This is a genomic window from Pseudomonas sp. 1 R 17, assembly GCF_900067035.1.
GTDB lineage: Bacteria > Pseudomonadota > Gammaproteobacteria > Pseudomonadales > Pseudomonadaceae > Aquipseudomonas > Aquipseudomonas marginalis.
Genome location: NZ_FKLB01000037.1, coordinates 88,623 through 107,232 on the forward strand (window position 1 = coordinate 88,623; position 18,610 = coordinate 107,232).

The 18,610-nt window shown below is 62.2% G+C and carries 18 protein-coding genes and 1 pseudogene; 9 read left to right on the forward strand and 10 right to left on the reverse strand.

The annotated features are described in order from the left end of the window. Both BFP99_RS12225 and BFP99_RS12230 read right to left on the reverse strand, forming a co-directional pair. The gene (locus BFP99_RS12225) at positions 1 to 1,167 is read right to left on the reverse strand and encodes an MFS transporter (RefSeq protein ID WP_065947338.1); all 1,167 of its coding nucleotides are present in this window, start codon (positions 1,165 to 1,167) and stop codon (positions 1 to 3) included. Positions 1,168 to 1,180: 13 nt separating this feature from the next. Beyond that, positions 1,181 to 1,507, reverse strand: coding sequence for an ArsR/SmtB family transcription factor (locus BFP99_RS12230; RefSeq protein ID WP_027604388.1), 327 nt, complete (start codon positions 1,505 to 1,507; stop codon positions 1,181 to 1,183). A 154-nt stretch (positions 1,508 to 1,661) separates the two neighbouring features. Between BFP99_RS12230 and BFP99_RS12235 the strand changes: the two genes are divergently transcribed. Beyond that, positions 1,662 to 2,246, forward strand: coding sequence for an acyl carrier protein phosphodiesterase (locus tag BFP99_RS12235; protein WP_065928267.1), 585 nt, complete (start codon positions 1,662 to 1,664; stop codon positions 2,244 to 2,246). A gap of 50 nt (positions 2,247 to 2,296) precedes the next feature. Here the strand turns inward: BFP99_RS12235 and BFP99_RS12240 are convergent, their stop codons facing one another. Together BFP99_RS12240 and olsB are read right to left on the reverse strand one after the other, a co-directional pair. Continuing rightward, the gene (locus BFP99_RS12240) at positions 2,297 to 3,088 is read right to left on the reverse strand and encodes a lysophospholipid acyltransferase family protein (protein ID WP_065928266.1); all 792 of its coding nucleotides are present in this window, start codon (positions 3,086 to 3,088) and stop codon (positions 2,297 to 2,299) included. Then, complete coding sequence (gene olsB / locus BFP99_RS12245) at positions 3,088 to 3,843, reverse strand: L-ornithine N(alpha)-acyltransferase (protein ID WP_027604385.1); 756 nt, start codon at positions 3,841 to 3,843, stop codon at positions 3,088 to 3,090. The genes BFP99_RS12240 and olsB overlap by 1 nt, the downstream gene beginning before the upstream one ends. Before the next feature lie 184 nt (positions 3,844 to 4,027). On the opposite strand from olsB, the gene BFP99_RS12250 reads away from it, so the two are divergent. The 4 genes from BFP99_RS12250 to BFP99_RS12265 all read left to right on the forward strand — a co-directional run bounded on the left by BFP99_RS12250 (position 4,028) and on the right by BFP99_RS12265 (position 7,252). Then, entirely contained in the window at positions 4,028 to 5,101 is a 1,074-nt protein-coding gene (locus BFP99_RS12250) for a serine hydrolase domain-containing protein (protein ID WP_065928265.1), read from the forward strand. Continuing rightward, on the forward strand, positions 5,098 to 5,412 hold the full coding sequence (locus tag BFP99_RS12255) for an amidase (RefSeq protein WP_065928264.1): 315 nt from the start codon (positions 5,098 to 5,100) through the stop codon (positions 5,410 to 5,412). Before BFP99_RS12250 ends, BFP99_RS12255 begins: the two co-directional genes overlap by 4 nt. A gap of 90 nt (positions 5,413 to 5,502) precedes the next feature. Continuing rightward, complete coding sequence (locus BFP99_RS12260; protein ID WP_065947339.1) at positions 5,503 to 6,093, forward strand: YceI family protein; 591 nt, start codon at positions 5,503 to 5,505, stop codon at positions 6,091 to 6,093. Position 6,094: 1 nt separating this feature from the next. Continuing rightward, the gene (locus BFP99_RS12265; RefSeq protein ID WP_065947340.1) at positions 6,095 to 7,252 is read left to right on the forward strand and encodes a phospholipase D-like domain-containing protein; all 1,158 of its coding nucleotides are present in this window, start codon (positions 6,095 to 6,097) and stop codon (positions 7,250 to 7,252) included. A gap of 83 nt (positions 7,253 to 7,335) precedes the next feature. On the opposite strand, the gene bglX is transcribed toward BFP99_RS12265, so the two are convergent. Beyond that, on the reverse strand, positions 7,336 to 9,627 hold the full coding sequence (gene bglX / locus BFP99_RS12270; protein ID WP_065947341.1) for a beta-glucosidase BglX: 2,292 nt from the start codon (positions 9,625 to 9,627) through the stop codon (positions 7,336 to 7,338). Between the two features lie 238 nt (positions 9,628 to 9,865). Here bglX and BFP99_RS12275 point away from each other — a divergent pair, with 238 nt between their 5' ends. From BFP99_RS12275 to BFP99_RS12290, 4 genes are all read left to right on the forward strand, one after another. After that, positions 9,866 to 10,477 (forward strand): LemA family protein, encoded by a 612-nt coding sequence (locus tag BFP99_RS12275; protein ID WP_065928260.1) that lies wholly within the window; start codon positions 9,866 to 9,868, stop codon positions 10,475 to 10,477. An 18-nt stretch (positions 10,478 to 10,495) separates the two neighbouring features. Next, positions 10,496 to 11,224: a TPM domain-containing protein gene (locus BFP99_RS33875; RefSeq protein WP_065947342.1), complete on the forward strand. Its 729-nt coding sequence runs from the start codon at positions 10,496 to 10,498 to the stop codon at positions 11,222 to 11,224. Positions 11,225 to 11,252: 28 nt separating this feature from the next. Beyond that, entirely contained in the window at positions 11,253 to 11,870 is a 618-nt protein-coding gene (locus tag BFP99_RS12285; RefSeq protein WP_065928258.1) for a TPM domain-containing protein, read from the forward strand. 208 nt (positions 11,871 to 12,078) lie between these two features. Beyond that, positions 12,079 to 13,296, forward strand: coding sequence for a class I SAM-dependent methyltransferase (locus tag BFP99_RS12290; RefSeq protein ID WP_065928257.1), 1,218 nt, complete (start codon positions 12,079 to 12,081; stop codon positions 13,294 to 13,296). 8 nt (positions 13,297 to 13,304) lie between these two features. Here the strand turns inward: BFP99_RS12290 and BFP99_RS33600 are convergent. The 5 genes and pseudogenes from BFP99_RS33600 to BFP99_RS12310 form a co-directional block, all read right to left on the reverse strand. After that, a pseudogene (locus tag BFP99_RS33600) lies at positions 13,305 to 13,394 on the reverse strand (outer membrane lipoprotein carrier protein LolA); the annotation flags it as partial. Further along, entirely contained in the window at positions 13,375 to 14,289 is a 915-nt protein-coding gene (locus BFP99_RS12295; RefSeq protein ID WP_065928256.1) for a DMT family transporter, read from the reverse strand. The pseudogene BFP99_RS33600 and the gene BFP99_RS12295, both read right to left, overlap by 20 nt. A 102-nt stretch (positions 14,290 to 14,391) precedes the next feature. Beyond that, a complete protein-coding gene (locus BFP99_RS12300) occupies positions 14,392 to 16,962 on the reverse strand; it encodes a TonB-dependent receptor (RefSeq protein ID WP_065947343.1) in 2,571 nt (856 codons plus the stop codon). A 127-nt stretch (positions 16,963 to 17,089) separates the two neighbouring features. Continuing rightward, on the reverse strand, positions 17,090 to 18,058 hold the full coding sequence (locus BFP99_RS12305) for a FecR family protein (protein ID WP_065947344.1): 969 nt from the start codon (positions 18,056 to 18,058) through the stop codon (positions 17,090 to 17,092). Continuing rightward, positions 18,055 to 18,594: an RNA polymerase sigma factor gene (locus tag BFP99_RS12310; RefSeq protein WP_027604372.1), complete on the reverse strand. Its 540-nt coding sequence runs from the start codon at positions 18,592 to 18,594 to the stop codon at positions 18,055 to 18,057. Before BFP99_RS12310 ends, BFP99_RS12305 begins: the two co-directional genes overlap by 4 nt. Between the last annotated feature and the right edge of the window lie 16 nt (positions 18,595 to 18,610).

Genomic DNA, 18,610 nt, shown 5'->3' on the forward strand with positions numbered 1-18,610 from the left:
TCAGTGGGTCGCAGGGGCCAGGTCGGCATCGCCGCCCTGACGGAAAGTAATCAGGGTTACCAGCAGCGCCAGGATCGCCAGGGCCGCTGCCGCCAGAGGCACGCTGCTCAGGCCGAAACCGTGGGCAATCACGCTGCCGCCCACCCAGGCGCCGAGGGCGTTGCCGATGTTGAAGGCGCCGATGTTCAGGGTGGACACCAGGTTCGGCGCGGCCTTGCCGAAGGTCACCACGTTGATCTGCAGCGCAGGTACGGCGGCAAATGAAGCGGTGGCCCACAGGAACAGGGTGATCTCGGTCGGGATCACGGCGATGCTGGTCCAGGTCAGCGCGGTGGACACCACCGCCATACTGATAAACACGCCGATCAGGGTGGCTGCCAGGCGTTTGTCCGCCAGCTTGCCGCCGATGATATTGCCCACGGTGAGGCCCAGGCCGATCAGCAGCAGGGTCCAGGTCACGCCTTTGGGCGACACGCCGGTGACATCGCCGAGCAGCGGCGCAACATAGGTGAAGAGGGTGAACATGGACGCGGCGAACAGCGCGGTCATGCTCAGCGACAACCAGATGCCGGCACCCTTGAGGGCGGCCAGTTCGGCGCGCATGTCGAGTTTTTCTTCGTCACGCTTGGCCGGCAGGAAGCGGATCAGGCCGATCAGCGCCACTACGCCAATCACCGTCACCGCCCAGAAGGTCGAGCGCCAGCCGGCTTCCTGGCCCAGCGCGGTGCCCAGTGGCACACCAAGCACGTTGGCCAGGGTCAAACCGGTGAACATCAGGGCCACGGCCGAAGCGCGCTTGTTGGCCGGCACCAGGTTGGCGGCGACCACCGAACCGATGCCGAAGAACGCGCCGTGGCACAACGCGGTGACCACACGGGCAAGCATCAGCACGTTGTAGTCACTGGCCAGGGCGCAGAGCAGATTGCCGATAATGAAGATGCCCATCAACGCTACCAGGGCCGCCTTGCGGGGCAACCTGGCGGTGGCCAGTGCCATAAATGGCGCACCGATGGCCACGCCCAGGGCATAGCCGGTGACCAGCCAGCCGGCGCCGGGAATCGACACGCCGAGGTCCGCCGCCACATCGGGCAGCAGGCCCATGATCACGAACTCGGTAGTGCCGATGGCGAAGGCGCTCAGGGCCAGGATGAGTAGCGAGAGGGGCATTATCGTTTCCTTGTTACAACGTCGCGCTGATTTCAGCGCTGAGTTCAGTGGTAAGCGCCGCGAGGAAGGCTTGGATCACTTCCTCATTGCGCTTGAAAAAGTGCCACTGCCCGGCCTTCTGGCTGCTGATCAATCCCGCCCGTTGCAAGGTGGCCAGGTGGGCCGACACGGTCGACTGGGACAAGCCGCAGCGCTGGTCGATCTGCCCGGCACAGATGCCGTATTCGTGGTTGTGCACTTGCTCGGGGAACTGCACTTTCGGGTCTTTCAGCCAGGTGAGGATGTCTCGTCGTACTGGGTGCGCCAGGGCTTTTATTATTTCGTCGAGGTCGATGGACATGGCAGGTGCTCGGTGTCGTAAAGCGTTATATCGCGATGAGGCGAACTTTAAATCGTTATATCCCGATATACCAATATGAATTTGCTCTGAGCTCAGGCTGAATCGGTATATCGGGTTATAACGATACGTTGGCGCCAGTGCTAGACTGCGCGGCATGAATTATCTCGCACATCTGCACCTGGGCGGCCAACTTCCTGCGCAACTGCTGGGCAGCCTGTACGGCGACTTTGTCAAAGGCCGCCTGCTGGGCCAGTTCAGCCCGCCAATCGAAGCGGCGATCCAGTTGCATCGCTCGATCGACCGCTTCACCGACAGCCACCCGTTGGTGGGCAAGGCGTTGTCGCGCTTCAGCCTGACCCGCCGGCGCTATGCCGGGATTGTCCTTGATGTGTTCTTCGATCACTGCCTGGCGCGGGATTGGGCGCTGTACGCCGACCAGCCCCTGGAGCACTTCACCTCGCAGGTGTACCGCGTGCTGGCGGCCGAACCACAGTTGCCGGGGCGGCTGGCGCAGATAGCGCCGTATATGGCGGCGGATGACTGGTTGGGGTCGTACCGCGAGTTTGCGGTGATGGAGCCGGTGTTGCGCGGGATTTCGCGGCGGCTGACGCAGCCTGAGGCATTGGGGTATGCGATGCAGGAGTTGCGGGTGTTGTATGAGCCGCTGAGTGAGGACTTCCGGATCTTCTACCCCGAACTGCAAGCCTTCGCGCATAACCACCTGACAACACAAAGCTAAAATGTGGGAGGGGCGGTGCGACCCTCCCACATTTGAACTGTGTTCACATCTCAGGCTGCAAAAGCCGGTCGAGCATGCACTTGTTCAGTCTCCGGCACCGGCCCAAACAACGCCTTCTGCACCGCCTGCTGCGCCTGGAACGCCAGCGCCGCACGCTCCTGCCCGGCGCAGGCAATCGGCTTGAGCACATGGATTTCCACATCGCCCTGGTCATTGCCGAACAGGCGCATCAGGTGCGAGAGCAAATCGTCATCGCCAATGAACGGTGCCAGCGGGTCGACCTGCCCATTGCGCAGATAACGGATGGCCACCGGTTGCAGCGACACATCCGCGTCAATCGCACTGGCCAGCAAGCGCCCGTGGAAGGTGCGCAGGCTGCGGCCGTCGGTGGTGGTGCCTTCGGGGAACATCAGCAGCGGGTGCTGTTGTTCCAGGTGGCGGGTCATCTGCTTGCGGATCAACTGGCTGTCGCCCGAACCGCGACGGATAAACAAGCTACCGGCCTTGGCCGCCAACCAGCCGGCCACCGGCCAGGTGCGCACTTCGGCCTTGGACAAAAACGACATCGGCGCCACTGCGCCCAGCAACGGAATATCGGTCCAGGACACGTGGTTGCTCACCCACAGCATGGGCTGGGTCGGCAACTCGCCGTGCACTGTCACGCGAAAGGGCAGGGCGTTGGTCAGCCGCGCCATGAAGAACCGCGACCAGCGTTGGCGCCGCACCATCGAGTTGGCCACGCCCAAGCGTTCGAACACGCCAAACACACTGGCCATGCTCAAGCCCAGCGCCACTACCACCAGCACCCGGGCGATGCGCCCGTACACGCGCAGGCGGCTCATCACATGGCCGCCTTGAAGTGGCGCGCATAGCGCGGGCATAGCTCATCGCGCTTAAGCAGGATGAACACGTCGGCGACCTGGAAATCCTCATCCCAGCACGGTTCGCCGCAGATCTTCGCACCCAGGCGCATATAGGCCTTGAGCAGTGGCGGCATCTCGGCGATTACGTTGGTCGGCAGGTCCAGCGCCGGCAGCGGTTTTTTCGGTTCGGCGCGCAGGTGTTCGTTGCACAGGTAGCGTTCGCGCAGGCGCTGCATGATCGCGTGGGCCTGGATGCCGCCGTCGTGCATCGGGATGCTCGCGCAGCCCATCAGGTAGCTGTAGCCGCCCTGGTTGAGCACTTCGGCCAACTCGCCCCACAACACGGCGATGGTGCCGCCGTTGCGGTAGGCCGGGTCGACGCAGGTGCGGCCGATTTCCAGGATCGGACCCTGCAGATGCAGCAGGCCATGCAGGCTGAATTCTTCTTCGCTGTAGAACCGGCCCAGGGTGCTGGCGGCCTGGTGGTCGAGCAAACGGGTGGTGGCGACGAGTCGACCGCTGTTCAAGTCCCGCACGCCGATGTGGCTGCAGTGAACATCATAGTCATCCATGTCCAGGCCGTGTTCCGCGCCTTTCAGCTTGGCGTTGAACTCGCCGCTGAAGACGTTGAAACGCAGGGCCTGGGCTTCCTGCAAAGCCTTGGCGCCAACCAGGCGTTCGGCTTGCAGACGGCGTTCATTGCCGGTGTCGCTGATGCGGGCGATCTGAGTCATGGCGAATCTCCGAGTGCCAGCCACGTTTCGGCCGGTCGACTTTGTTGTCCAAAGTCAGGCTATGTAGCCCCGGTGTCATCTCCATGAAGTTATGGTGACGCTTGGATGACAGGGTCTCTGTAGCAAATCTGTCATTGCCCTCGGCTAGGCTCGCGGGCTTGAATGCTCCCTTGAGTGTGTGTCCATGGTCAGAGGCCTGCTGTGCGTTTCCCTGCTGTTCGTCACCGTTACCGCCTGCGCTGAAACCTGGCCCGACAAGGAGTGGGCCAAGGGCCCGCCACTCGCAGGGCCCGCCGTCGAAGCCCTTGACGCCTATGCATTCCCGCCCCGTGACGACACTGCCCGCCAAGGCATTCGCACCGACGCGCTGCTGGTGATCCGCGACGGTGTGGTCATCTATGAACGCTACGCCGCACCGACCACGGCCAGCACGCCACACTTGACCTGGTCCATCAGCAAAAGCCTGATGGCCACGGTGCTCGGCGTGGCCTACGGCGAAAACCGTTTCAAACTGACCGACCCCGCAGCACGCTTTTATCCGCCGATGAAACAACACCCCAAGGTGACCATGGCCGACCTGCTGCACTGGGCCTCGGGCCTGGACTGGCAGGAAGACTATGAATACGCGCCGCTGAAGTCCTCGGTGGTGGCGATGCTTTACACCCGTGGTCGCGCCGATATGGCCGAGTTCGCCGCCAGCACTGAGTCCTTCAGCGCACCGGGCCAGGCCTTTCGTTATTCCAGCGGCGACAGCAATATCCTGTCCGCCGCGCTCAAGGGCATGCTCGGGCACAAGGCGTACATGAGTTACCCCTGGGACGCGCTGTTCAAGCCGCTGGGCATTCACAACGCCACCTGGGAAACCGATGCCGACGAAACCTTTGTCGCCTCGTCCTATGCGTTCCTCACCGCGCGTGACCTGGCGCGTGTCGGCCTGCTGATGGCCCGCGACGGGCGCTGGGGGGATCAACAATTGCTGCCCAAGGACTGGGTCGTGTTCAACCGCCAACCCTTCGACAAATACACCGCCGGCCAGGACGAAGCGGTCCCCGGTGGCCAATGGTGGCTCAACCAAGGCGCCCCGAGGCCCTGGCCCGACGCCCCCGCCGATACCTTCGCCGCCCTCGGTCATTGGGGACAGGCGCTGTACGTGATGCCCGACGAACACCTGGTGATCGTGCGCTATGGCGATGACCGCGACGGCAGCTACCGCCACAACGAACTGCTCAAGCGCGTGCTTGCGGCGGTGCAACCATGATGCGTCGTCGGCCGTTTACCAGCCTTTTTCTGGTGCTGTTGCTCGCCCTGTCAGGCTGGGTTTGGCACGAGCGCGTCAACCTGCAAGCCTTCCCCGATATCATCGCGGCGTATACCGCTAAGGAGTACTGCTCGTGCCGCTATGTGGCGAACAATCCGGCCGAGTATTGCCGGGGGTATGTGAAGCAGTACGTGCCCACCAGTGGGTTCAGCGATAACCCGGAACGCAGTGAAGTGACGGCGAGTGGCTTGGGGCGTACGCACAGCGCGCGGTGGTTGGGGGATCGACAGGGCTGTCGTCTGAATCCCTGACACAGCGCAAGCCACCCCGCACATTGGATTTGCGCCGTTCGTGACATTGCGCTTAAGGTTCGTGCAGGTTTTTCGCCCCACGAGTCCTTAATGTTCAACGCGTCTGTTATCAAACCCCTGGCCTTCGCCCTGCTGGCCGCTGCCGTGGTGCCCGCCCATGCTGACTGGTACCTGGACAACGAGTCCTCGCGCCTGTCGTTCGTTACCACCAAAAACACCGAGATCGCTGAAGTCCATCGCTTCCTGGTGCTGCACGGCAAGGTCGACAGCAAGGGCGCGGCGCAATTGGAAGTAGAGCTGGAGTCGGTCAACAGCGGCATCCCGCTGCGCGACGAGCGCATGCGCAACCAGCTGTTCGAGATCAAGACCTTCCCCGAGGCGCTGATCAGCGCACAGATCAACCTGCAACCCATCAATGACCTGGCTCCTGGCGCGCAACTGGAACTGCGCTTGCCCCTGAGCGTCACCCTGCATGGCAAGACCCAGACCTACAGCGCCGAGTTGTTGGCCACGCGCCTGGATGACCGGCGTTTCCAGGTGGTGACCCTGGAACCGGTGGTTTTGCATGCCGAGGATTTCGACCTGGCGCCGGGGGTGGCGATGTTGCGCAAAGCGGCCGGGCTCAAGTCGATCAGTTTGTCGGTGCCGGTGGGTGCGGTGCTGATCTTTACGGCGCGTTGACGTGAGCGGCGCAGTGTTCCCGTGGCGCAGCGCCAACCGTTTCGAGTTGTTGATCGACGGCCCGCAATTTTTTCCGCAGATGCTGGTGGGCATTGCCCGGGCCGAGCGGCAAGTGGAGTTGGAATTGTATCTGGTGGAGGCTGGTGCCTGCGCCGAAGCGATGGTGCAGGCGCTGGTGCTGGCCGCCGAGCGCGGCGTGCGGGTGCGTTGTCTGTTTGATGACTACGGTAGCCTGGCATTTACCCTGGGGCTGCGTAAGCGCCTGACCGACGCCGGTGTGGAGCTGCGTTTCTACAATCGCCTCAGCTGGCGTCGCTGGATGCGCAACCTGTATCGCGACCACCGCAAGCTGTTGCTGATCGATCAGGAAATCGCCGTGGTCGGCGGCACGGGCGTCACCGATGAGTTCTGGACGCCGGGGCAAGACACCGCTGAGTGGCATGAGGTGATGGTGCAGATCCGCGGCCCGCTGGTGCTGGACTGGCAGGCGCTGTTCGAACGGCAATGGCACGCCAATGTCGCGCGCCGGGCGTGGAAGCCCGCCACCCATTTCGGTTTGCCGCGTTTGCCCAAGGTGCCGGCGACTGGGCCAGGCCTGGGCCGAGTGGCCTATGCAGACGCCCGACAGCACCGCGATATCCTGCAATCGCTGATCCGCGCGCTGAACAGCAGCCAGCAACGTATCTGGTTTGCCACGCCGTATTTCCTGCCCACCTGGGGCGTGCGCCGCGCATTGCGTCGGGCCGCAGGGCGTGGGGTGGATGTGCGACTGCTGCTCACCGGCCCGCGCACCGATCACCCGTCCGTGCGCTACGCCGGGCACCGTTATTACCCGCGCTTGCTGCGCGCAGGCGTGCAGATCTTTGAATACCAGCCGTGCTTTTTGCACTTGAAGATGGTGCTGGTGGACGATTGGGTGAGCATTGGTTCGTGCAATTTCGACCACTGGAATCTGCGCTTCAACCTGGAAGCCAACCTCGAAGCGTTGGACCCCGAATTGACGGCGACGGTGGCAGGCAGTTTCGAACGGGATTTTGCCCAGAGCCAGGCGGTGAGCCTGGAGGCGTGGAAGGCGCGGCCGTTATGGCGGCGGGTGAAGCAGCGGGTGTGGGGGTGGATTGATCGGTTGGTGGTGAACCTTCTTGACAGAAGGAGCTAGGAACAGCGGCAAGCTGCAAGCTGCAAGTTAAAAGCAGAACTGCTCTTCCTTGCCGCTTGTAGCTTGCAACTTGAAGCTGCCTCCTATAGCAATTCGAACGTCTGCTGCTGTACGTCCTGGGAGTCCAGCCCGATCTGCACATTGAACTCACCCGGTTCGGCGGCGAATTTGAGCTGGGTGTTGTAGAACTTCAAGTCGTCCTCGGTGATGGTGAAGTGCAGCGTGCGCTCTTCGCCAGCCTTGAGCATGACCTTCTGGAAGTTCTTCAGCTCCTTGATCGGACGGATCATCGAACCCGCCACGTCCTGGATATACAACTGCACCACGGTTTCGCCATCGACCTTGCCGGTGTTCTGCACCGTGACGCTGGCGTCGAGCTTGCCGGTCTTGTTCAGGGTGGTGGACGACAGCGCCATGTCCGACAGGCTGAACGTGGTGTAGCTCAGGCCATAGCCAAACGGGAACAGCGGCCCGGTGGTGTCATCGAAGTACTGTGAGGTGTAGTTGCCCGGCTTGCCTGGGGTGAATGGCCGGCCGATGGTCAGGTGGTTGTAGTAGGTCGGAATCTGCCCCACGGAGCGTGGGAAGGTGATCGGCAGCTTGCCCGATGGGTTGTAGTCACCGAACAGCACGTCGGCGATGGCGTTGCCGCCTTCGGTACCGGCGAACCAGGTTTCCAGGATCGCGTCGGCTTGTTGTTTCTCTTCCAGGATCGACAGCGGGCGGCCGTTCATCAGTACCAGCACCAGCGGTTTGCCGGTGGCTTTCAGGGCCTTGATCAGGTCGCGCTGGCTTTGCGGGATATTCAGGTCGGTGCGGCTGGAGGATTCGTGGGACATGCCACGGGATTCACCCACGGCGGCCACCACCACGTCGGCATCCTTGGCGGCCTTGACCGCTTCATCGATCATCACCTGGGCCGGGCGGGTGTCATCCACCACTTCCGGGGCATCGAAGTTGAGGAAGTTGAGGTAGTCGACCACCGCCTTGTCGTTGGTGATGTTGGCGCCACGGGCGTAGATGATCTTGCCTTTTTCGCCGATAACCGCGTTCAAGCCGTCGAGCAGGGTCACCGATTGTTCCGGTTTGCCGGCCGCAGCCCAACTGCCCATCATGTCGATCGGTGCCTTGGCCAGCGGGCCGACCAGGGCGATGGTCGCGGATTTTTTCAGCGGCAGGGTGTTGTTCTGGTTTTTCAGCAGCACCAGGCTGCGGCGCGCAATATCGCGGGCCTCGGCGCGGTGCAGGCGGCTGTCGGCGTAGGTGTCGACCGGGTCATCCTCGGCCTTGCCGATGCGCAGGTACGGGTCCTTGAACAGGCCCATGTCGTACTTGGCGCCGAGCACTTCGCGCACGGCGTTGTCGATGTCGCTTTGCTCGATCTCTCCGGACTTGAGCAGCCCCGGCAATTCCTTGCCGTACAACGAGTCGTTCATGCTCATGTCGATGCCGGCCTTGATCGCCAGCTTGGCGGCTTCGCGCCCGTCCTTGGCCACGCCGTGCTTGATCAGCTCGAATATCGCGCCGTGGTCGCTGACGGCCAGGCCCTTGAAGCCCCAGTCCTTGCGCAAGAGGTCGTTCATCAGCCAGGTGTTGGCGGTGGCGGGCACGCCATTGATCGAGTTCAGCGCCACCATCACGCCGCCGGAACCGGCCTTGATCGCCGCGTGGTACGGCGGCAGGTAGTCCTGGTACATCTTGACCGGGCTCATGTCGACCACGTTGTAGTCACGCCCGCCTTCCACTGCGCCGTAGAGGGCGAAGTGCTTGACGCTGGCCATGATGCTGTCGGCATTCGCGGGGCTGGCGCCCTGGAAGGCCTTGACCATCACCTCGGCAATGCGCGAGACCAGATAGGTGTCTTCACCGAAGCCTTCGGACGTGCGACCCCAGCGCGGGTCGCGGGAGATATCGACCATCGGTGCAAAGGTGATGTCGAGGCTGTCGGCGGCGGCTTCGTGGGCGGCGATGCGTCCGGAGCGGCCGATGGCGTCCATGTCCCAGCTGGAGGCCAGGGCCAGGCTGATCGGGAAGATCGTGCGGTGGCCGTGGATCACGTCATAGGCGAAGAACATCGGGATCTTCAAGCGGCTGCGCATGGCCGCGTCCTGCATCGGACGGTTTTCCGGGCGGGTGATGGAATTGAACGTGCCACCGATGCGGCCAGCGGCGATTTCCTTGCGGATCAGCTCACGGGGCATTTCCGGGCCGATGCTGATCAGGCGCAACTGGCCGATCTTTTCGTCCAGGGTCATCTGCTTGAGCAGGTCGCTGACGAAAGCGTCCTTGTCCTTAAGCGCAGCAGGCTTTGTTTCTGCCCAGACGGGGTGGGTGGCCAGCGTGGCAACAAGGCCGAGCAAACACAGCTTCTTCATGAATATCCTTTTTCGGCTCACTGCACAGCGCTTGGGCTGATCGGCCAAAATGTGGGGAGCGTCTATTGTTGTTCGGGTGTTGTTCAGATAAATGCAGCACACTCTGAACTCTTTATCGCGCTGGGCATCTTTGTAGCTGATTGGCTCGATGCATTCCAGTGGTGGCGGATTATGCCCCAAGCGTGTGGTTTTTAGGGTTAGTCGTCATATTCCATCCAGTTTGGGCAGGAGAAACACCATGCAAGCAGCACAACATTCCCGCTGGGGCCTCAAGGCCGCGGCTTTGCTATTGATCAGCACAGTATTGAGCGGCTGCGGCATCAATAACATCCCGACCCTGGACGAACAGGCCAAGGCGGCCTGGGGCCAGGTGCAGAACCAGTACCAGCGCCGCGCCGACCTGATCCCCAACCTGGTGGAAGTGGTCAAGGGTTACGCCGCCCATGAGCAAGACACCCTGACCGCCGTGATCGAGGCGCGTGCCAAGGCCACCTCGATCCAGGTGGATGCCAGCACCCTGGACAACCCGGAAAAACTCAAGCAGTTCCAGCAGGCCCAGGACGGTTTGAGCGGTGCCCTCAGCCGCTTGATGGTGGTGTCCGAGCGCTACCCGGACCTGAAGGCCAACCAGAACTTCCTGGCCCTGCAATCCCAGCTCGAGGGCACCGAAAATCGCATCGCCGTGGCCCGTCGTGATTTCATCCAGGCCGTGCAGGCGTACAACACCGAGATCCGCACCTTCCCTGGTCGCCTGTGGCACAGCGTGATGTACAGCGACCTGCCGATCCGCGCCACCTTTGAAGCCACCAGTGCCGATGCCGATAAAGCGCCGCAAGTGAAGTTCAAATAAGGCTGCACTGAGGTGTCGATGCGTTTATTACGGATAGGCCTGGCGCTATGGATGCTGGCCTGCGTGGGTGTGGCCCAGGCGGCGCTGACGTTCCCGGCGTTGAGCGGGCGGGTGGTGGACACCGCCCAGATGATCGACCCGGCCACGCGCGAGCACATCACCCAGCAGTTGCAGGCGCTGGAGCAGACCCGTGGCGACCAGATCGTGGTGGTCACGGTGCCCGACCTGCAGGGCGTGCCCATCGAGGACTACGGTTACCAGCTGGGTCGCCAGTGGGGCATCGGCCAGAAGGGCAAGGACAACGGCGCGTTGCTGATCGTCGCCCGTGACGAGCGCACGTTGCGCATCGAAGTCGGCTATGGCCTTGAAGGCGTGCTCACCGATGCGCAGTCCTGGGTGATCATCAACCAGGTGATTGCCCCCAAGTTCAAGGCCGGCAATTTCAGCCAGGGCATCAGCGACGGCGTGGCGGCGATGGTGCAGGTGGTCGGCGGTGAACCGCTGGCGGTGCCGGCGCATGTGGCGGATGCCAACTTTGCCAAGGATAATCCCGGCTTTTCCATCGGCCTGTTCATCCTGCTGATCGGCGTGTTGTGGCTGTGCAATCGCATGGGCCTGCCGGTGGGCGCGATCCTTTTGGCGATCCTCAGCAGCAGTGGACGCGGCGGCGGTGGCGGGGGAGGTGGCGGCGGTTTCCGAGGCGGCGGTGGTGGCTTCGGCGGCGGCGGCGCGTCGGGCGGCTGGTAATGACAATAACTAGAGAGCAACTACAACCATGGCATTACTGACTGAACACGAGCAGCGCCAAGTCGCCGAAGCGATTGCCCGGGTCGAAAAAACCACCGACGCCGAACTGGTCACCGTGCTGGCGGCCCGCGCCGACGATTACGCCTACATCCCCCTGCTGTGGGCCAGCCTGATCGCCTTGGTGGTACCGGGCGTGGTGCATTACCTGTCGGGCTACCTGACCATGTATACCTTGCTGCTGGCGCAATGGGCGACGTTCATCGTGTTGTGCCTGCTGTTTCGCCTGCCCAAGGTGACCACCCGCCTGATCCCACGCTCGGTACGCCATTGGCGCGCCTCCAACCTCGCGCGCCGGCAGTTCCTGGAGCAGAACCTGCACCACACCCTGGGCAGCACCGGGGTGCTGATTTTTGTCAGCGAGGCGGAGCGTTATGTGGAGATCTTGGTGGACGATGGCATCTCCAGTCGCGTGGATGACAACAGTTGGGATGGGATCGTCAAGGCGTTTACCCAGCAGGTGAAACAGGGGCAGACGCTGGCTGGGTTTATTGCTTGTATCGAGGCGTGTGGTGAGTTGTTGAAGGTGCATGTACCGTTGACACAAACCCGCAATGAATTGCCAAACCGCCTGGTCGTACTCGAATAATCCAGACACCACTGAGCAAAAAATGTGGGAGGGGGCTTGCTCCCGATGGCAGTGGGTCAGTCACGGATGGATTAGCTGACACACCCTCATCGGGAGCAAGCCCCTCCCACATTTGGATCGGTGTTGACCATTGGTCAAATAACTCCGTGCCCTGGTGGGCTATCCCCCCTAAAATGCCCGGCATTCACTGCCCGAGGCGTTTTTGTTCATGTCCGTTACCGCTCAACCTGCCAGCCCCGCGCCGGATCATCACGCCCAGTTCATCGAACTGTTGAGCACAAGCCTTGCGCAGAACGCCTTTATCAAGCTGGTGCTGGCCAAATACGTCGGCGACGAAGCCGAGTTGCAGCGGCTGATCATCAAGGCGGTGACCGTCAAGGAGCAGCCGTGCCTGTCCTTCGTCTACCGCTACAAGACCCGCGACATCACCAAGAACTTGGCGCTGGCCGACGGCGTGGCGGCGATTGCCGCGTTGCTGCCGGGCTCGTTCAAGAACGCGCACCTGCTGTCGCTGACCGACGAAGCCCAATTGGAATACAGCAAGAAGAACAAAAGCTCGCTGTTCAGGAGCAAGACTCAGCAACTGCGCGAGGCGCCATCGGCTGAGCATAACCGTGAGAAGCATCGCTTCCTCGACCTGAGCCGGCCATTCCTCGCCGACCTGGGCGTGACCGACGCCAAGCAGGCGCTGATCCCGTCGATGTCGCGCAAGTGGAAGCAGATCAACAAATTCATCGAAGTGTTCAGCCATGCGCTGACCTCCTCACCGCTGAGGCTGGACCAACCGGTGCGCGTCGCCGATTTCGGTTCGGGCAAGGGCTACCTCACGTTTGCGATCCACGACTACCTGCGCAACACCCTCAAGGCCGAAGGCGAAGTCACCGGCGTCGAGTTGCGCGAAGACATGGTGACCCTGTGCAACACCGCCGCGGCCCGCCTGGAGCACCCCGGGCTGGTGTTCAAATGTGGTGATGTGCGCAGCGTGGCGCCCAGCGAACTGGACGTGATGATCGCCCTGCATGCCTGTGACGTCGCCACCGATTACGCGATCCACACCGGCATTCGTTCCGGCGCATCGATCATCATGTGCTCGCCGTGCTGCCATAAGCAGATTCGCCTGCAGATCCAGAGCCCGGCGCTGCTCAAGCCGATGCTGCAATATGGCCTGCACCTGGGCCAGCAGGCGGAAATGGTCACCGACAGCTTGCGTGCGTTGTTCCTCGAAGCCTGCGGCTACGAGACCAAGGTGTTCGAGTTCATCTCCCTGGAGCACACCAACAAGAACAAGATGATCCTGGCGGTCAAGCGTGCGGAGCCGGTGGACAACGCGCAGTTGCTGGAGAGAATCCAGGAGTTGAAGGCGTTCTATCACATCTGCGAACACTGCCTGGAAACCCTGCTGCGCGCGGATGGCTACTTGATCTGACCGCCGCCCACTGTAGGAGCGAGCTTGCTCGCGAAAAGCCTGAGAGCACCGCAGGCTTTCAGGTTTCCCGCGTTATCGTTAGCGACCTTCGCGAGCAAGCTCGCTCCTACAGGGAGCTGGTGCCGGCTGCACCGCGGTCTTGCGCCCGAGCATCACCGTGACGATGACCCCACAGGCAAACACCCAGGTAATCGGCTCGATATGTTCACCAAAGAACAGCGCCGAAAACGCGATGGTGAAGAAGATCTGCAACAGCTGAATCTGGCTGACCCGCGCAATGCCGCCCATGGCCAACCCCGCGTACCAGGCGAAGAAGCCCAGGAACTGCGAGAACAGCGACACATAACCAAAGGCCCACCAGGCGCGCATCGAGACCGCGCCTTGGTGCTGCGCCGCCAGGTACCACACCGGGCCGATCAACACCGGCGTGGACAGCACCAGCGCCCAGCAGATCACCTGCCAGCCGCCCATCTCCTTGGCCAACCGGCCGCCTTCGGCATAGCCCAGGCCACCCACGGCTATCGCGCCGAGCATCAATAAATCGCCGGCCTGGATACTGCCGGCGCCGGTGATCAATGCATAACTCAACACCAACCCGCTGCCGAGCGCCGCGCAGGCCCAGAAGGCTTTGGACGGCCGCTCATGGGACAGCCACGCCGCATACAGCGCCACGCACAGCGGTTGCAGGCCATTGACCAGTGCGCCATGGGAGGCCGGCAAGGTTTGCATGGCCCACGCCGACAGCACCGGGAAGCCCAGAATCACCCCCGCAATGACCAGGCACAAACCCCGTACCTGGCGCCAGGTCGGCCAGCGCTCGCGGCGCCACAGCAACAGCGCCGCCGCCGGGACCGCCGCGAACAAGGCACGGCCCAGGCCGTTGAGCAACGGGTGGATCTCCTGCACCACGATACGGGTGAAGGGCAGGGTCAGGCTGAAGATGATGACACCCAGCAGGCCGAGGGCCATGCCGGTGTTTTCGCGCGAGCTCATGGGCGGGATCCGAAATCCAGAGGGCTTCAAGGGAAGCCCATCTAGCCACAACCCCCGCCGATTGCGGGCCTACAGCTGGGTGCGGATTTATCCGTACAGTTTTCAGAAGAAGCGCGTGATGCTGATCTTGGCGTTGCGGCCTTCGCTGTAGACACCTTCCCCGCTGAGCGCCGGCTGGTAGCTGCGGTTGAACAGGTTGTCGACAGTGAAGTTGACCTCGGTGCCCTTTAGGCCGGCCTGCTGCGGTTTCCAGTTGGCGAACAGGCCTTGGGTGTCATAGCTGGCGTTCTCAGTCTGGTCGTAGATAAAGTCACCAATGGTCGAATTCAAGCCGCCAGCGTAGATGTCTGTAGGCACGCGGTCGGTCTTGCGCACGAACTGGCCCTGCCAGCCCACCTGTGCATCCCAGCTCGGGATCTTGGTGCCCAGCACTACCACCCATTTGGCCGGTGGAATGTCCCGCGCCCACACGTGTCGGTCGGTTGCCCACGGGTTGGTATAGGGGTTATCGCGTTTGCCCGTAGCCCAGGAGTAAGTCAGGGAGCCGAACACGTACGTTGAGTCGTAGTAGCTTTCCAGCTCCACGCCCTTGATGGTCATGCCGCCCACATTGCGATAGTTGGTCCTGGAGGCCGTGTCGTTGCACACCGTATCGATATTGCCCGGCACCGTCATTTGCCGTTCACAGCCGATGCCGGTGGCCTTCATGATCTCGTCTTCGACGCGGTTGTGAAACAGCGTGGTGCGCAACTGCAGGTCATCGCCGTGGGTTAAGACGCCGGAGAAGTGAGTCACGTTGCCCGCCGTAATCGCAGTGATGCGCTCTGGGTCGAGGTTGAGGCTTGTGGCGCTGCGGGTGCTGGCGGCGCCCTGGACTTCGTACTGTTCATCGATGACCGGCGCACGCCATGTGCGATTCCAGCTGGCGAAGAAGGCCACATCCGGGGTCAGGTTCCAGAACGCGGCCAGGCGCGGCGACCAGCCGGTGTAGGTGCGGTCGCTGTAGTCATGGCCGACGCTCGGGTCCGGGTTGCTGTAGTACGGCGCATCGTTGGCTTCGCCGCGATTGCGCACGTGGTCATAGCGCAGGGACGGGGTGATGGTCAGATCGCCGAGGGTCACGGCGTCCTGGAGGTAGAACGAGTGGGTATCGGCCTTGCCGTGGGGCATGAAATACGGCTGGAAATGCCCGTAGTTGTATCTTGCGGTGTTGTAGGTAGCGCCCGGCATCCAGCTTTCGGTTTCTCGATTGTGCTTGCGAATCTGCACGCCGGCGGTCACCGCATGTTCCAGTGGGCCGGTGGTCAGCAGACTGATATTACGCAGTTCAAGGAGGCGATCGGAGTATGAAGTTTCCATCTTGCGCCCACCGGTGCTCAGGCCAATGACTGCGTTTTCGCCCCGCTCGTCGGTCTGGTCGGTCTTGGACGCCGAGTAGCTAAGCTTCAGGTCAATCAGCGGGTTGTCCAGCGGCTGGTATTCGTACTTGCCCGACCAGGTGGTGTCCACCGTTTCGCGGTCGGCCAGAAAACGTTTCAGTGCGCCTTCGTAGCCATATCGGTTGATGGCCGATTGGTTCGGCGGCGACGGGTAGGATTTCGCTGAGAAGGGCGCCATGCGCTCACTTTTTGCACTGGAGTAGGACAGGCCCATGCTGTGCTCATCCGTAAAATACGCGTTGAATTTGAACAGCTTGCCTTCTACGTCCTGGGCACTGTTGGGCAGGCGCTTGGGGTTGATCGGGTATTCATTGCGCGGGTCGGGCGGTGTGCCGGCGAGCTTCAAGTCGCCGCCGTCGCGCTGTGTGAGGTAGATCAGGCCATTCATGCGACCGTCGTTGGTGCGGCCATACACGGCGCCGCTGTACACCTGTTCATGGGTGTTGCTGGAGTAACCGTATTTGGTCATGGCCCCGGTGTTACGCCCGTCCTTGAGCAGGTCGGGCGCATCCTTGGTGACCATGTTGACCGTGCCACCGAAACCGCCGTTGCCGGTGAAGGGCGAGTAAGGACCTTTCTCCACCTCAATGCTTTTGATCAGTTCAGGCTCGATGAAAACCGTGCCTTGCTGGTAGCGCTCAAAGCCACTTTTGGTTGCGCCATCCACGGTCATCGGCACATCTTCGGCGTCGCCCATGCCGCGAATATTCATGGTCTGCCCCCCCGGCTTGGGAGAGCCGCCCATGAATACCCCCGGCAGCGTCTGCAGCAGCGAAGGAATGTTGTCGGGCTGGTAGCGATCAATATCCGCCTGGCTCAGGGTGGAGCGGCCGACGGTGCTGGAGTCGACCTGATTGCCGGTGCCGATCACGCTCAGGGCGTCCAGCTGGATCGCGCCGCTCTGGGTGGTCTTGGCCTCTTCGGGCTTTACCACGTACGTGCTGCCGACCTTGATCAGGGTGAACGCGCCGTTTTTCAGCAGGCTGCGAATCGCAACTTCCGGTGTGAAGTCACCGTTGAGTGCAGGTGCCTGCACGTTCTTGAGCAGCTCCTCATCGAACAACAGCTGGATCTTCGCCTGCTGCGCTACTTGGCTCAGGGACGTGGCCAGCGCCTGGGCGGGCAGTTGCAAGGTGAATGACTCGGCCTGGGCGCTGAGGCTGAACGTCAGGCAGGTGGCGATGAGGGTCGGTCGAAGATACAGGTGCGAAGCGTGGCAAGGCGCGCGAAACATGGAATCCCCCGGAGCGGCCAAATGGCCAAAAAGGTGTGCTGATCAGATGCAGACCGGAGGAAGACGGGGCAGGCAAAAAAATCCACACCTGCGAATGCAAAATATTCTCAAATAAGATTTTCGCAGGTTATTTGCTCGGTTCAATCCGCACGATGCCATCGGCCGAGACCACGGTTTTCACCGGCAACAGGGCGGGCAGGGCGTTGAGCAGGGCATCCGGATCATTCACGTCCAGATTGCCCGAGACTTTCAGGTGCGCCACCGCGTTGCTGACCTGCAACGGTGCCTGCGGGCGATACAGGCCCAGTTCATCGATCAGGCTGGCCAGTTCACGGTTGCGGAATGACAAGTGCCCGCTGCGCCAATCGGCCACTTCTTCGGCCGTGAGGGTTTGCTGTTGCAAGGTGCCCTTGGCGTAGCTGTAGATGGCGCGTTGCTGGGCGCCGAGCAGGGAAACGGGGCTTTTGGCGGATGGCTCGAAAGCGACCTGGCCGTGGGCGACGCTGACCACCAGTTGCTGCTGGCTGCGGCGCACATCGAAGCCGGTGCCGACCACCCGCACATTTGCTTCGCCGGCTTGAACGAACAACGGCCGCTCTTTGTCGGCCGCCACTTCGATATACACCTGGCCCTTGTCCAGGTGCACGATGCGCTGGTGGGCGCTGAAGTCCACGCGCAGGCGGGTGTTGGCATTCACCGACAGGGTGCTGCCATCGGGCAGGTTCAGGGTGCGCACGCCCTTGGCATGGGCCGCCACCTGGCTGTGATACAACTCGCGGGGCGCACCGATGTGGGGGGCCAATACGGCGCATAGCACGGCGGCGGCTACGGCCAGGGCCGGGCGCAATACCGATGCTTTGCGCTTGGGCAGCGCCACGGGGTTGTTCAGTTGCTGCAACTGGGCCAGGTCGGCCCACAGTTGCTCGAATTCGGCATAGGCGCGGGCATGGGCGGGCGTGGCCTGCCAGGCGGCAAAGGCCTTGCGGTCGGCACGGCCTGTGTCGTTACGGTTGCGCGCAAACCAACTGGCGGCTTGGGCATCGATGGCGTCACTGGCTTCGATATCCAGGCCGTCGGTGTCGCTCAGGCGGTTCATTCTGGCTGCTCCGTGCCGGGGTCGTTTTGAAGGCGTCGCTTGCAATGCAGCAGGGCAAAAGCGATGTGCTTTTCCACCATGCTCGTCGAAATACCCATGCGCTCGGCGATCTGCGCCTGGCTCAGGCCTTCGAAGCGGTGCAGCATAAGGGCTTCTCGCCGGCGGGGCGAGAGTTCGGCGAGGACTTCTTTCAACTGTTCCAGGCGTTGCAAGCGCTGGGCGGCGGCCATGGGGTCGTTTTGCTCGTCGGTGATCGGTTCCGCGTCCCTGTCGGCCTGATCTGGGTGGACGGTCTGCCGTACCTTCTGTTTGCGCCAGTGATCACGCAGCAGGTTGCGTGCCATCTGGAACAAAAATGCCCGTGGCTGTTCGACCTTGGCCCGGTCGCGGTAGTCCAGCCACTGGGTAAAGACGTCCTGGGTCATGTCCGCCGCGTCGCTGGCGTTGTCCGTGCGTCTGCGCAGGAAATACAGAATATCTGCATAGAACCCGCGAAAGGCATCGGCCGACACCGGGTCGGGCTTGGGACGAGACATGGATATCCTTCTTGAC